Raw genomic sequence first — 12,548 nt, 5'->3', positions numbered from 1 at the left:
GGCCGCACAAGACCGGATCATCAATTCAAGGAAATGGATGCCGCAATGCCTGTTCTCTCCTTAGCCGCCTCAGAGGCTCCCTGATGCGCGTTCTCGTCGTCTTCGCCCATCCGGTCGAAACCAGCTTCAACGCCGCCACCCACCAGGCCGTGCTAGACGGCCTGGCAAAGGCGGGCCACATCGTCGACGACTGCGACCTCTATGCCGAGGGCTTCAACCCGGTGCTGTCCCGGGAGGAACGGCTTAACTATCACGACGAGGCGATCTGCCGGAAGCCGGTGGAGTCCTATGTCGACCGGGTGCTGGCCGCCGACGCGCTGGTGCTGGTCCACCCGGTCTGGAATTTCGGCTATCCGGCTATTCTCAAAGGGTTCTTCGACCGGGTCTTCCTGCCGGGCGTGTCGTTCGAGCTGAAGGATGGCAAGGTCAAGCCGACGCTGCACAATATCCGCAAGCTCGCCGCCGTCGCCACCTATGGCGGCAGCCGCTGGCGGGCGATGCTGGTCGGCGATCCGCCGCGCAAGGTGACCAAGCGGGCGGTGCGGGCGGTCATCCACCCGATGGCGCGGACGGTCTATCTGCCGCTCTACGACATGAATCGAAACAACGCCGCGACACGCGACGCCTTCATCAAGAAGGTATCGGCGACGATGAGTGTTTTCTGAGCGCGATTTCGCCGCCTCAAACGTCATCGAACCGACATGTTTTTCACTTAGACGCATAATCATGGGCTTCGATCACCGACGCACGGTTACCTTCAGGCTGGCTCAGGCGGCACACGTCTATCGGGTGCGCGCCGGTAGCCGGCTATCCCGCATCGAACTGCATTCCGGGCAGGAGAACCTGCTCAAGGCGCTCGAGACCAAGGACGGGCAGTCGATGAGCGATCTCGCCAGCGCTCTTGGCGTCCAGCCGCCAACCGTCACCAAGATGATCAGCCGGCTTGCCGCGCAGGACTATGTCGAGCGCCGCGCCGCGAAGGGCGATGGTCGCCAGGCGATGGTCTTCCTGACCGAACGCGGCCAGAAAGCGATCTCCTCGATCGACAAGGTGTGGAAGCGCATCGAGAAGGACGCGCTGGCCGGGATCGACGACAAGGACCGCAAGCGGCTGCGCAAGCTCTTGCGGCAGGTCGAGCGAAACCTCGGCGCCGCGGCCAACGGCGACGACAAGGAACTCGAGGACAAGGCCGGCGGCGACGCCTAGGCCTCTGCGGGTGGTTTCGGCAACGCCGGGCCATTTTCCCGCGACCAAATCACCCTGACGACCAAGCAGGACTTGCCCTCGGTCCCTGCTTTGCCGCATTTTCAGCGCCGGAAGCACGTCGCGCATCGTGGCGGACGCACGCAATCACCAAAAGACCAACAAGGAAACGCCGGTCCATGGCTATCACTTTCGATTTCTCCGGCCGGTCGGCCGTCATCACCGGGGGCGCACAGGGCATCGGACGCGCCGTGGCGGAACGCCTGATCGACAGCGGGGCCGAGGTCGCGCTGTGGGACATCAACGAATCGATCGCGGCCGAGACTGCTCGCGAGCTGTCATCCCGCGGCAAGGCGATCGGCGTCGGCGTCGACGTCAGCGACCTGACTTCGGTCGAGACGGCGCGGGACGCGACGCTGGCCGCCTTCGGCAAGATCGACATCCTGGTCAACAGCGCCGGCATCGCCGGCCGGCCCGACACGCTGTGGAACTATACGCCCGAGCATTGGGCCGAGGTCCTCAACATCAACCTCACCGGCCCGTTCAACACCTGCAAGGCGGTGCTGCCGGGGATGATGGAGCGCAATTACGGGCGGATCGCCAACATCGCCTCGATCGCCGGCAAGGAAGGCAACCCCAATGCCGCCGCCTATTCCGCCTCCAAGGCAGGGGTGATCGGCATGACCAAGTCGCTCGGCAAGGAAACCGCCAGCTTCGACATCGCGATCAACGCCATCGCGCCGGCCGTCGCCAAGACGAAGATCCTCGAGCAGGTCGACCAGAAGCATATCGATTACATGTTGTCGAAAATCCCGCGGAACCGTCTGGTCCTGGTCGAGGAAATCGCCGCAACCATCGCGTTTATGGTATCGGAGGAGTGCTCTTTTACCACTGGCTTCACCTTCGACATATCCGGGGGCCGCGCCACCTACTAAGGCATCGTATTTCTTGGTCGTTTCCCCGCAGGATGCCGGAGAAGCCGCGGATCGACTTCGCGGGATAGCGTTGTTCTGCGGCGCGATGGTGCTGTTCACGCTGCTCGACAGCGCCGCGAAATACACCACCGCCTTTCTTCCGGCGCTGGAAATCGCCTGGGCGCGGTTCGTCATTCACGCCCTGCTTGCCTTTCTGATCCTGCGGCCGTGGCTCGACTGGTCGCCCTATCGGACGCGGCGACCGGTCGCCCAGATCATCCGCGCTCTCATGCTTGTCGGGTCGACCGCCTTCAACTTCCTTGCGTTGCGGACGCTGCGTCTCGACCAGACGACGGTGATCATGTTCTCCTCGGCCTTCGTGACGGCGGCGCTCGCCGGGCCGATCCTCGGGGAATGGGTCGGGCCGCGGCGATGGGCGGCGATCGTCGTCGGCTTCATCGGCGTACTGGTGGTGATGCGGCCGGGCACCTCGGCCTTCGAGCCGGCAATGCTTTTCTCGGTGGCGGCGATGCTCTGCTATGTCGGCTATCTGTTGCTGACGCGCCACCTGACGTCGACCGATTCGTCGCGGGGGATGCTACTGATATCGGCGGTGGTCCCCGCGCTGATCCTTGCGCCGGTTTCGCTGCCGACCGCGGTCATGCCACCGACGCTGTTCATCGCCGGACTGCTGGTCGTCACCGGTATCTGCGGCGGACTCGGCCATTGGCTGCTGATCCAGGCGCACCGGCTGGCGCCGACCTCGGTGCTGGCGCCGTTCATCTACACGCAGCTCTTGTGGATGACGACCGCCGGCTACGTCTTCTTCAGCGAGTTGCCCGATCGCTTCACGATCGTGGGCGGCGTGCTGATTGTCGGCAGTGCGCTCTACATCCTCTATCGCCAACGGGTTCACGGGGATAACTAGTCCGGGGGCTCGCCTGTCTTCATCGCTGTGAGAAAGTGGACACTTGCGTCCCCTTTTTGCGATGGATGCATTATCGTTGTCGCAATCCACATCAGGTCCGGGGGACGTCATGGCCAAGGTCGAAATATTGGTGCTCGGGGCAGTTCGCCCGGCGACGCGGGAAGCGCTCGAGCGCGACTTCATCTGCCACGACGCCAACGAGCCGGCCGACGTCGAGACAATCGCCGCCGAAGCCGGCGACCGGATTCGCGGCATCGCCCGGGGCGGCCACTTCCACGCCGACAAGGCGCTGCTGGCGCGTTTCCCCAGGCTCGAAATCTTCGCCAATTTCGGTGTCGGCTATGACGGGATCGACCTCGATTATTGCGCCGGGAAGGGGATCGTCGTCACCAACACGCCGGACGTGCTGACCGAGGAGGTCGCCGATACGGCGCTCGGCCTGCTCTTGACGACGGTGCGCGAGCTGTCGGCGGCCGAACAGTATCTGCGTGCCGGTCGCTGGGAGACGGAGGGCGCCTATCCGCTGACCAAGGCGACGTTGCGCAATCGCACCGTCGGCATCCTCGGTCTTGGCCGGATCGGCATGGCGATCGCCCGCCGGCTCGATGCGATGCAGGTGCCGGTCGTCTATCACAGCCGTCGCGAGAAGGCGGACGCCGGCTACCGCTACTACGGCGACCTCAAGGCGATGCTCGAGGCGATCGACACGCTGGTGATCGTCGTTCCCGGCACGGCCGAGACGACCAACCTGATCGACGCGGACATGCTGAAGGCGCTCGGTCCCGACGGTATCGTCATCAATGTCGGACGCGGCACGGTGATCGACGAACCGGCGCTGATCGAGGCGCTGGCTTCGCGCACCATCCAGGCGGCCGGGCTCGACGTCTTCGCCAGGGAGCCGCATGTCCCGGAGGCGCTGATCGCCCTCGACAACGTCGTGCTCTTTCCCCATCTCGGCTCCGCCTCGCATCACACCCGCGATGCGATGGGCAAGCTGATGGTCGACAACCTCAAGGGCTGGTTCGAGAACGGCAAGCCGCTGACACCGGTGCCCGAGACACCGGTGCCAGCGAAGGGCTAGGGCCCTCAGGCGACGAAGGTGCCGCCGAGTTCATCCTCGATGTGAGCGCGGATGATCTGCTCGAAATCGGTCTCGGAGCGGAAGCCGAGCGCCGGGGCGCGGACCGGGGCGAAGTTGCGCGGCCAGCCTTCGACGATCTTCATGATCACCGGGTCCGGTTCGCGCCGGATGCGCGCCACGACATTGTCGCCAGCGACGCGGCGAAGCGCCTCGATCTGCTCGCCGACGGTGACCGACAGGCCCGGCATGGTGAGATTGCGGCGGGTGCCGACCTTCTCGCCATCGATGGTCGCGGCATGGATCAGGAAGTTGATCGCCGAACGCGGGCTGGCGTGCCAGTGGCGGACGTCCTCCGACACCGGCAGCACGACTTCCTGGCCGGCCAGCGGTTCGCGGATGATGCTGGAGAAGAAGCCCGAGGCCGCCTTGTTCGGCTTGCCGGGGCGGACGCAGATGGTGGGCAGGCGGATGCCGATGCCATCCATGAAGCCGCGCCGCGTATAGTCGGAGAGGATCAGTTCGCCGATCGCCTTCTGGGTGCCGTAGGAGGTCAGCGGGGTATGGTGGAACTCGTCCGGAATGGCATCCGGGAACGGCGCGCCGAAGACGGCGATCGACGAGGTGAAGACGACCCGCGGAACGTAGCCGTCGGCGGCCTGGATGGCGTCGAACAGGAAGCGCGTCCCGTCGAGATTGATGCGGTAGCCCTTTTCGAAATCGGCCTCGGCCTCGCCGGAGACGATGGCCGCGAGGTGGAAGATCACGTCAGCGCGCTTCTCGACCAGCGTCGCGGCGACGCCGGGCGAGGACAGGTCGGCGGCCATTGTTTCGGTGGCGAAAGGGGCGTCGGCCGGCGCTGTCGGTTCGACGACATCGACGAGAATGACCTTGTCGATCGCCTTGCCGCCGAGATTGCCGTCGGCAATCAGTCGGTTGGTCAGCTTCGAGCCGATCATGCCGGCGGCGCCAATGATCAGAATATTCATTTCGTACTCCCAATTGCGGAACGGCCGGCCTCTCCGGCATGCTTTTCCCTGAAACGTCGGTTACCCTGATACACCGCTATGGAGCGGTGGGTCACCATCCGCGACCGATTCGATAGGGGCAGGAGACAGAATGAGCAAGACGATCGTCGTCACAGGCGGGGCAAGGGGGATTGGCGCATCTGCGGTGCGGCTGTCGGCGAAGCGTGGCTGGTCGGTGGTCTTCAGCTACCGGGCCAACGATTCGGCGGCCGAGGCGACGGCGGCGGAAGCCGAGGCGCTCGGCGGCAAAGTCTTCGCCGTCAAGGGCGACGTAACCGATGAGGCCGCGGTGATCGACCTTTTCGAGCGCGCGACCGAGACCTTTGGCGCGATCGACGGGGTCGTCAACAACGCCGGCGTGCTGTCGCCGATGAGCCCGCTGGTCGACATGACGGCCGAGCGGATGCGGCGGATATTCGACACAAACGTGCTTGGCTCCTATTTCACGGTTCGCGAGGCGGCGCGACGGATGTCGAAGAGCCGCGGCGGTCGTGGCGGCTCGATCGTCAACCTGTCGTCGGCGGCGGCCAAGCTCGGCGCACCGAACCAGCATGTCGACTATGCCGGCAGCAAGGGCGCGATGGAATCGATGACCATCGGGCTTTGCAAGGAACTGGGACCGGAGGGAATTCGGGTGAACGCCATCCGACCCGGGCTGATCATCACCGACATGCATGCCAGCGGCGGCGATCCGGGGCGGGCCGAACGGCTTGGCGTCGACACGCCGGCCGGCCGGCCGGGCACCGCCGACGAGGTGGGGGAGGCGATCGTCTGGCTGCTGTCCGACCAGGCCTCCTATGTCAGCGGCGCCATTCTCGACGTGACCGGCGGGCGATGACCGGGAGCGGGGCATGGGGACGCGGATGACGACCGGCCGGAAATCGTCGGTCCTGGCGGCCGGGCTGGCGCTGCTGGCGGTGGGCCTTGCGTCCGCCGTCGAAGCCAAAACCCTGACGTTCTGCCCGCAGGGAAGTCCGGAAGGTTTCGATCCGGCGCCTTTCACGCTGGGGACGACCTTCGATGCATCGTCCCAGGCGATCTACGACCGACTGGTGACCTTCAAGCCGGGGACCACCGAGATCGCGCCGGGCCTCGCCACGAGTTGGGATGTCTCCTCCAACGGCCTCGAATACACCTTCCACCTGCGGCCGGGGGTTAAGTTCCAGACGACGGCGGGCTTTGCGCCCACCCGCGACTTCAACGCCGACGATGTCGTCTTCTCGCTCGAGCGCCAGTGGGACCCGGACAATCCCTATTTCGACTATGCGGGCGGCCTCTGGCCGACCTTCAACGGCATGGCGATGCCGACGATGCTGCGCTCGGTCAAAAAGCAGGACGACCAGACGGTGGTCATCACGCTGAACCGGCCGGCGGCGTCGCTGCTGGCCAACCTCGCCATGGATTTCGCCTCGATCCTTTCGGCGGAATACGCGGCGACGCTGCTCGATGCGGGCGAGCGGGAGAAGCTCAGCACCGAGCCGGTCGGCACCGGCCCCTTCGTGCTGGACGGCTACGAGGAGGGGATTTCCGTCCGCTATGCGGCGAATCCCGACTACTGGGGCGGCCGGCCGGCGATCGACGATCTCGTCTTCGAGATCACTCCCGACGCCGGCGTGCGGCTTGCGAAGCTGGAGGCCGGCGATTGCGACGTGATCCCGGACCCGCCGCTAGCCGACATCGCCGCACTGCCTGACGATTCGCCCATCGCGATTGCCGAAGTGCCGGGCGCCAATGTCGTCTATCTCGCCTTCAACACGCTGCGGGCTCCCTTCGACCAGGCGGCGGTGCGCCGGGCGTTTGCCAAGGCGATCGACAAGCAGGCGATCGTCGACGCGGTCTTCCAGGGTGCGGCGATCCCGGCAACGACGCCAATCCCGGCAAGCGTCTGGGGTCATGCCGCGGCGCTCGCCGGCAACGGCCACGACCCCGAAGCGGCACGGGCCATGCTCGCCGAGGCCGGGGCGGCCGGCCTGTCGCTGACGATCATGGTGCCGAATATGGGGCTTTCCTTCAATCCGGACGCCGAGTTGATGGCCGGGATGATCGCGGCCGATCTCGACGCTGTCGGCATCAAGGCCACGGTCGTCACCGAGACGCTCGACGCGGTTCTCGAAGACGCGGGCAACCCGGAGCGGGACGCGGCGGTGCTGTTCGGCTGGGCGAGCGACAATGGCGATCCCGGCACGGTCTTCTCGATCCTGCTCGGCTGCGACGCCGTCGGTATTACCAACATGGCGAACTGGTGCGTTCCACGCTTCGACACGCTGATCCGGGACGCCGAGGCGCAATCGTCGCGGGAAGCGCGCGCCGCCGCCTACAAGCAGGCGCAGGCAATCTTCGTCGACGAGGCGCCATGGACGGTGCTCGCCCATGGAATGGAGGTCGTCGGGCTGAGCGATCGGGTGAAGGGCTTCGTCGTCGACCCGCTCGGGCGGTTCAACTTCTCCCCTGTGGATATCGCCGAAGAGTAGGGCATCGTGCGCCCCGGTTGATCGCCCGGACTTCTAAAACTGCCGCGTAGATCAGACGGAGGATGGGCGGTGGAGCCTCGGGCGTGGCAAAGCCCGAAGGACTCGCCTATATCGTGTCGCCATGCATCCAACCGGCGGCCTTGAACCGCATCGGAGTTCGCCCATGCCTGAAACCCAGATCCCCGTCACCGTGCTCACCGGATACCTCGGCGCCGGCAAGACGACGCTGCTCAACCGCATCCTGTCCGAGAACCACGGCAAGAAATACGCGGTCGTCGTCAACGAGTTCGGCGAGATCAACATCGACAATGACCTGATCGTCGAGTCCGACGAGGAGGTCTACGAGATGAACAATGGCTGCGTCTGCTGCACGGTGCGCGGCGACCTGATCCGGGTGGTCGAGGGGCTGATGAAGCGGCCGGGCGGCTTCGACGGCATCCTGGTCGAAACCACCGGCCTCGCCGACCCGGCGCCGGTGGCGCAGACCTTCTTCATGGACGAGGAAGTGCGGGCCAAGGCCAAGCTCGACGCGGTGGTGACGGTCGCCGACGCCAAGCACCTCATCGCCCGGCTCGGCGACAGCCCGGAGGCGGAGGAGCAGATCGGCTTCGCCGACGTGGTCATTCTGAACAAGACCGACCTGGTCTCGCCGGAGGAGCTTGCCGAGGTCGAATCGCGGATCCGGGCGATCAACAGCCACGCCGTGATCCACCGGACCGAGCGTTGCGCGCTGCCGCTCGACCGGGTGCTCGATCGCGGCGCCTTCGATCTCGACCGCATCCTGACTCTCGATCCGGAATTCCTCGAGGCGGACGATCACGACCACCATCATGATCACGACCACGGTCACGAGGGGCACGACCACGATCACCACCATCATCATCACGCGGCCCACGATCCGCTGGTGACCAGCCTGTCGCTGCGGGCAGGCGAACTCGACCCGAAGCGCTTCTTTCCGTGGATCGAGCAGATCACCCAGGGGTTCGGGCCGGACATCCTGCGGCTCAAGGGCATCCTGGCGCTGAAGGACGACCCGGAACGCTATGTGGTGCAGGGCGTCCACATGATCATCGAGGGCAACCACCAGCGGCCGTGGCGCGACGACGAAAAGCGCGAGAGCCGGCTGGTCTTCATCGGCCGGCGGCTTGAGGTCGACATGATCAAGGCCGGGTTCGAGGCCTGCGCCGTCGCGCCGGCCTAGCGGGTGCGCTGGGCAAGGAACCGATGCGCTTCGTCAATCCGATACCATTCGTCCGCGACATCGCCGCGTCGACGGCGTTCTACCGAGACGTACTCGGCCTTTCGGTCACGGCGGATCACGGTCCCTTCGTGATGTTCGAGGGCAACTTCACCATCCATGACGGTGCCGCGCTGGCGTCGACCGTGTGGGGAGAGCGGGCGGGGACAGACGATGCCGGTCCCTACGGCCGGCGCAACCTGCTGCTCTATTTCGAGGACGACGATATCGACGCCTGTTTCGCCAGGCTCAAGGACCGGGTGCCCCTGATCCATGGACTGAACGAACAACCCTGGGGGCAGCGGGTCTTCCGCTTTTACGATCCTGACGGCCATGCCGTCGAAATCGGCGAGCCGATGCCATGACGCAAATCGACGAGAAGGCCTTCGGCGCGTATGTCGTCGAGTCCGTGTTCCTTGGCGACACGGCGGTCTTCGCCCTCGGCGACGGCACCATCCGCCGGGTGACGGGCGAGGACGAGCAGACGACCGAGGTCCATGCCGGTGCGGTGCTGGCCGCGACGCGGAGCCGCGACGGCAAGGCGCTGATCACCGGCGGCGACGACGGACTGATCGCCGTCACCGATGCCGCGGGGACGGTCGAGGCGATCGCCGAACGCAAGGGCAAGTGGATCGACCAGGTGGCCGGGGGCCCGAGCGGCGCGGTCGCCTTCGCCTCGGGGCGGCGGGCAGCGGTTCGTCTCGGCGACGGGCGCGAGCGGGTTTTCGACCTGCCGCGCGCGGTCGGCGGCCTGGCCTTCGCGCCGAAGGGGCTGCGGCTCGCGGTCGCCCGTTATGACGGGGTGACGCTGTGGTGGGCGGGGACCGAGGCGGCGCCAGCGTCGCTCGAATGGAAGGGGGCCCATATCGCCGCGTCCTTCTCGCCGGACGGCAAATACCTGGTTACGGCGATGCAGGACAGCCAGCTTCACGGCTGGCGGCTCGATGACGGCAAGGACATGCGGATGAGCGGCTATCCGTCCAAGCCGCGGTCGCTGTCGTGGTCGGTCAAGGGGCGGTTCCTTGCCTCTTCCGGCGCCAATGCCGCCGTGCTGTGGCCGTTCCATCACAAGGACGGGCCGCAGGGCAAGCCGCCGCTGCAACTCGGCGCGCGCGAGGTGCTGGTCACCCGCGTCGCATGCCACCCACGCGAGGAGATCGTCGCCGTCGGCTACCAGGACGGGATGATCATGGCGGTCCGTTTCGACGAGGAGGAGGTGCTGCTGCGTCGCCCCGGCGACGGTCCGGTCACCGCGCTCGGCTGGGACGATCGGGGGACGCGCCTCGCCTTCGGCACCGAGCAGGGCGCCGGCGGGATCGTTACCGTCGTCTAGGGCTTCCGGCTACTGCGGAGGCTGGGGCGTGGCGATCAGGATGTCGAGTTCCGCCTCCGGGACGAAGTCGGTCGCCCGCATCTCGAAGCGGGTCGGCGACACCTTGGTGACATCGGTGCCGCAGAAGCTGACCAGCGCGTCGGGGCTGCCCTTGTCGACGGTCAGGCGGAAGTCGCCGATCGGCCCCGACCAGTTGTTGGCGGTGGTCAGGATGTAGCTCAGCCGCTTCTCGTTGAGATAGGGAAAGTCCGTCCCCCCGACGCCCGAGAGCTTGCGCCTCGCAGCGCGGTCGAAGCCGCTGTCGATGCAGTATTTTTCCTTGTAGCCGGCATCGGACAACACGTAGTCGCCGAAGAAGCCGTAGCCGACGACCGGCTTGTAGCGATGCTCGACGACGATCGTCTGGCCCGGCGGGAACGTTTGTTCCCAATAGAAGGTGGTTTCCAGCCGCCATGCCGCCTCGACGTTATAGGGATCGACATAAACCAGTCCGAGTCGATTGAGCTCGGCGGTGATATCGGCGGGAAGGGTCTGGAGGCGCTGGTAGAGCCCCTCGGCGATCGGGTTGAGTGGCAGCCCGAGGCGGCGCACCTCCTCGGTGCGGTCAACGCCCATGGCCGTCACCCGCTCCTCGACCGATGGCGCAATAGTCTCGCCGTCGACGCTGACGGTGAAGCCGACGAAATTGGCGTCGGCGCTCGGCATCGCGACGTTCATCGCCTCGGGCACGACGGCGTCGATCGCCGGCAGCGGGAAGGCGACGAGGTAGGTGACCGGGGCTTCGGTCTGGTTGCGGAAGCGATAGGTGACGCGAATTTCGTCGGCCGAGATGAAAAGATCCTCGGCGAGCAGCGCGATCGCGTCGGTGCGGACGAGTTGCAGGCCGCCCGCGCCGAGTTCGGCGGTGGAGTCGTTGGCGGCGGCGGGACGCGCGCCGAAGAGCGCCAGCGCTGCCGCGCAGATCAGCGTGAAATTCCGTGCTGGCATGGAAGAAAGATGGGCCATCGTCGATTGCCTCCATGACCGGCCGTGCGGCGCCGGACCGCCATCCTATCCCAAGCCGGGGTCGCGAGCATCATCGACGTGGCAACCGGGACGACGGTGCGCGCTCGGCGGCCGTCATCCCGGGGATTCGTTGGCCCGGCGTGACGCCGGGCGTTGACCTACAGGTCCTCGCAGACCTCGACGATCTTTTCGCGCTCCGGATAGGCCTCGAGGAGATTGTCAAAGCTGTCCTCGAAATCCTCGGGGACGATCATCGCCTCGAGTTCCTCTTCGGTGAGTCCCTCGAATGCACCGAGAATGCACTCGGAGATGGCTGCCTGGCGTTCCGGGGTGGCGCTTTCGCGTTCCTCGGCGACGAAGGCCGCGACGAGTTCGGGAAGATTGTCGGCGTTCTGGGCGTGGGCGACGGTCGCGGCGGTACCGAGAAGGGTGAGGAGCAGAAGGCGCTTCATTCGCAGGTCTCTCTCTGGCTTGTTGAACTGAGGGCGATAACCGGCCCGGAAACGCCCGGTTCGTGCATCGCCGACGCACGGATATGCCATGAGCAATCCGCGACCGCCATCGTGACGACGATCATCGGCGCGACGATGGCGATATTCCGGCGTCGGGAAGGCAGTTCATCCCGCGCGTCACGGTCCACCGTCAGCCGAGGCAGTTCTCCAGCGCATCCTCGGTCTCCGGATGCGCCATGATCAGGGCGTCGAGGCTGTCCTCGAAATCGTCCTCGGCGAGCAGTTCTTCCTTCTCCGCGTCGTCGAGACCGGCGAATTCGGCGAGAAGACAGGCGACCATCGTCTCGCGCTCCGCCGGGCTCGCGCCGTCCGCCTCGTCGGCGACAAACGCCGCGGCCTCGTCGGCGAGGCGTTGATCGACCGCCGACTGGGCGTTGCCGGCCGTGGTGATCGACAAGACGAGCGCTGAGCCAAGAAGCAGGGCGAGGGTCGTGCGTGGCATCGTGGGTCTCCTGTTGTGGTCGGGCGGTATCATGCCAAATCGGAAAGCCGGTGCGAAACCTTTCTCATCTGGCTGCGGTTGGCTACACATGGCACTCTATCGCCATCGTCTTTGCCGAGGGGAGGAGCACCGATGACGCCAGCCGAGGACGGACCCGAAAGGGACGAGATCAAGCGGATTGTCGAGGAGGCGGAGGAGGGGATGCACGGCCGGATCGACGATCCCGGCGCACCGCTCGACACCGGCCCGATTGAAAGAGGGCACGTCGACGGCGGCCCGACCGGCGAGCGCGAAGGCGGTTATCGCGAGCCGGAATCGAGCAGCCGTATCATGATGATCGCCGGCGCGGCGGTGGCGATCATCGTTCTTGTCGTGCTGGTCGGCTTCGTTCTCTAGC

General features: G+C 66.0%; 15 protein-coding genes. 11 read left to right on the top strand and 4 right to left on the bottom strand.

Going from position 1 to position 12,548, the window contains the following annotated elements; translation table 11 throughout:
• Nucleotides 1–83: 83 nt before the first annotated feature.
• The 5 genes from BLT60_RS03330 (at nt 84) to BLT60_RS03310 (ending at nt 4,126) form a co-directional block, all read left to right on the top strand.
• Nucleotides 84–665, top strand: a complete 582-nt coding sequence (locus BLT60_RS03330) for an NAD(P)H-dependent oxidoreductase (protein WP_090874760.1) — start codon at nt 84–86, stop codon at nt 663–665.
• A gap of 61 nt (nt 666–726) precedes the next feature.
• Nucleotides 727–1,206: a MarR family winged helix-turn-helix transcriptional regulator gene (locus BLT60_RS03325; protein ID WP_090874759.1), complete on the top strand. Its 480-nt coding sequence runs from the start codon at nt 727–729 to the stop codon at nt 1,204–1,206.
• Nucleotides 1,207–1,382: 176 nt separating this feature from the next.
• Nucleotides 1,383–2,138 (top strand): SDR family NAD(P)-dependent oxidoreductase, encoded by a 756-nt coding sequence (locus tag BLT60_RS03320; protein ID WP_090874758.1) that lies wholly within the window; start codon nt 1,383–1,385, stop codon nt 2,136–2,138.
• A gap of 13 nt (nt 2,139–2,151) precedes the next feature.
• Entirely contained in the window at nt 2,152–3,045 is an 894-nt protein-coding gene (locus BLT60_RS03315) for a DMT family transporter (protein WP_244521117.1), read from the top strand.
• Between the two features lie 109 nt (nt 3,046–3,154).
• Nucleotides 3,155–4,126, top strand: coding sequence for a 2-hydroxyacid dehydrogenase (locus tag BLT60_RS03310; RefSeq protein ID WP_090874756.1), 972 nt, complete (start codon nt 3,155–3,157; stop codon nt 4,124–4,126).
• 5 nt (nt 4,127–4,131) lie between these two features.
• Here the strand turns inward: BLT60_RS03310 and denD are convergent, their stop codons facing one another.
• Nucleotides 4,132–5,112, bottom strand: coding sequence for a D-erythronate dehydrogenase (gene denD / locus BLT60_RS03305; protein ID WP_090874755.1), 981 nt, complete (start codon nt 5,110–5,112; stop codon nt 4,132–4,134).
• A 130-nt stretch (nt 5,113–5,242) separates the two neighbouring features.
• Between denD and BLT60_RS03300 the strand changes: the two genes are divergently transcribed.
• From BLT60_RS03300 to BLT60_RS03280, 5 genes are all read left to right on the top strand, one after another.
• The gene (locus tag BLT60_RS03300; protein ID WP_090874754.1) at nt 5,243–5,989 is read left to right on the top strand and encodes an SDR family oxidoreductase; all 747 of its coding nucleotides are present in this window, start codon (nt 5,243–5,245) and stop codon (nt 5,987–5,989) included.
• Nucleotides 5,990–6,002: 13 nt separating this feature from the next.
• Complete coding sequence (locus BLT60_RS03295) at nt 6,003–7,622, top strand: ABC transporter substrate-binding protein (protein WP_244521116.1); 1,620 nt, start codon at nt 6,003–6,005, stop codon at nt 7,620–7,622.
• A 163-nt stretch (nt 7,623–7,785) separates the two neighbouring features.
• Nucleotides 7,786–8,823, top strand: a complete 1,038-nt coding sequence (locus tag BLT60_RS03290) for a CobW family GTP-binding protein (protein ID WP_090874753.1) — start codon at nt 7,786–7,788, stop codon at nt 8,821–8,823.
• Between the two features lie 23 nt (nt 8,824–8,846).
• Entirely contained in the window at nt 8,847–9,224 is a 378-nt protein-coding gene (locus tag BLT60_RS03285; protein ID WP_090874752.1) for a VOC family protein, read from the top strand.
• Nucleotides 9,221–10,192 carry a WD40 repeat domain-containing protein gene (locus BLT60_RS03280; RefSeq protein WP_090874751.1) on the top strand — a complete coding sequence of 324 codons (972 nt, stop codon included), beginning with the start codon at nt 9,221–9,223 and terminating at the stop codon, nt 10,190–10,192. The genes BLT60_RS03285 and BLT60_RS03280 overlap by 4 nt, the downstream gene beginning before the upstream one ends.
• Before the next feature lie 9 nt (nt 10,193–10,201).
• Here BLT60_RS03280 and BLT60_RS03275 read toward each other — a convergent pair whose 3' ends face one another.
• The 3 genes from BLT60_RS03275 to BLT60_RS03265 all read right to left on the bottom strand — a co-directional run bounded on the left by BLT60_RS03275 (nt 10,202) and on the right by BLT60_RS03265 (nt 12,151).
• The gene (locus BLT60_RS03275; RefSeq protein WP_090874750.1) at nt 10,202–11,197 is read right to left on the bottom strand and encodes a DUF4424 domain-containing protein; all 996 of its coding nucleotides are present in this window, start codon (nt 11,195–11,197) and stop codon (nt 10,202–10,204) included.
• 158 nt (nt 11,198–11,355) lie between these two features.
• Nucleotides 11,356–11,649, bottom strand: a complete 294-nt coding sequence (locus BLT60_RS03270; RefSeq protein WP_090874749.1) for a hypothetical protein — start codon at nt 11,647–11,649, stop codon at nt 11,356–11,358.
• A gap of 190 nt (nt 11,650–11,839) precedes the next feature.
• Complete coding sequence (locus BLT60_RS03265; protein WP_090874748.1) at nt 11,840–12,151, bottom strand: hypothetical protein; 312 nt, start codon at nt 12,149–12,151, stop codon at nt 11,840–11,842.
• A gap of 132 nt (nt 12,152–12,283) precedes the next feature.
• Between BLT60_RS03265 and BLT60_RS03260 the strand changes: the two genes are divergently transcribed.
• Complete coding sequence (locus BLT60_RS03260; protein WP_090874747.1) at nt 12,284–12,547, top strand: hypothetical protein; 264 nt, start codon at nt 12,284–12,286, stop codon at nt 12,545–12,547.
• Nucleotide 12,548: the final 1 nt, after the last annotated feature.

The organism is Bauldia litoralis (assembly GCF_900104485.1).
Taxonomy (GTDB): Bacteria; Pseudomonadota; Alphaproteobacteria; order Rhizobiales; family Kaistiaceae; genus Bauldia; species Bauldia litoralis.
The sequence above is the reverse complement of the archived record's forward strand: the minus strand, read 5'-3'. Positions and strand labels throughout refer to the sequence as shown.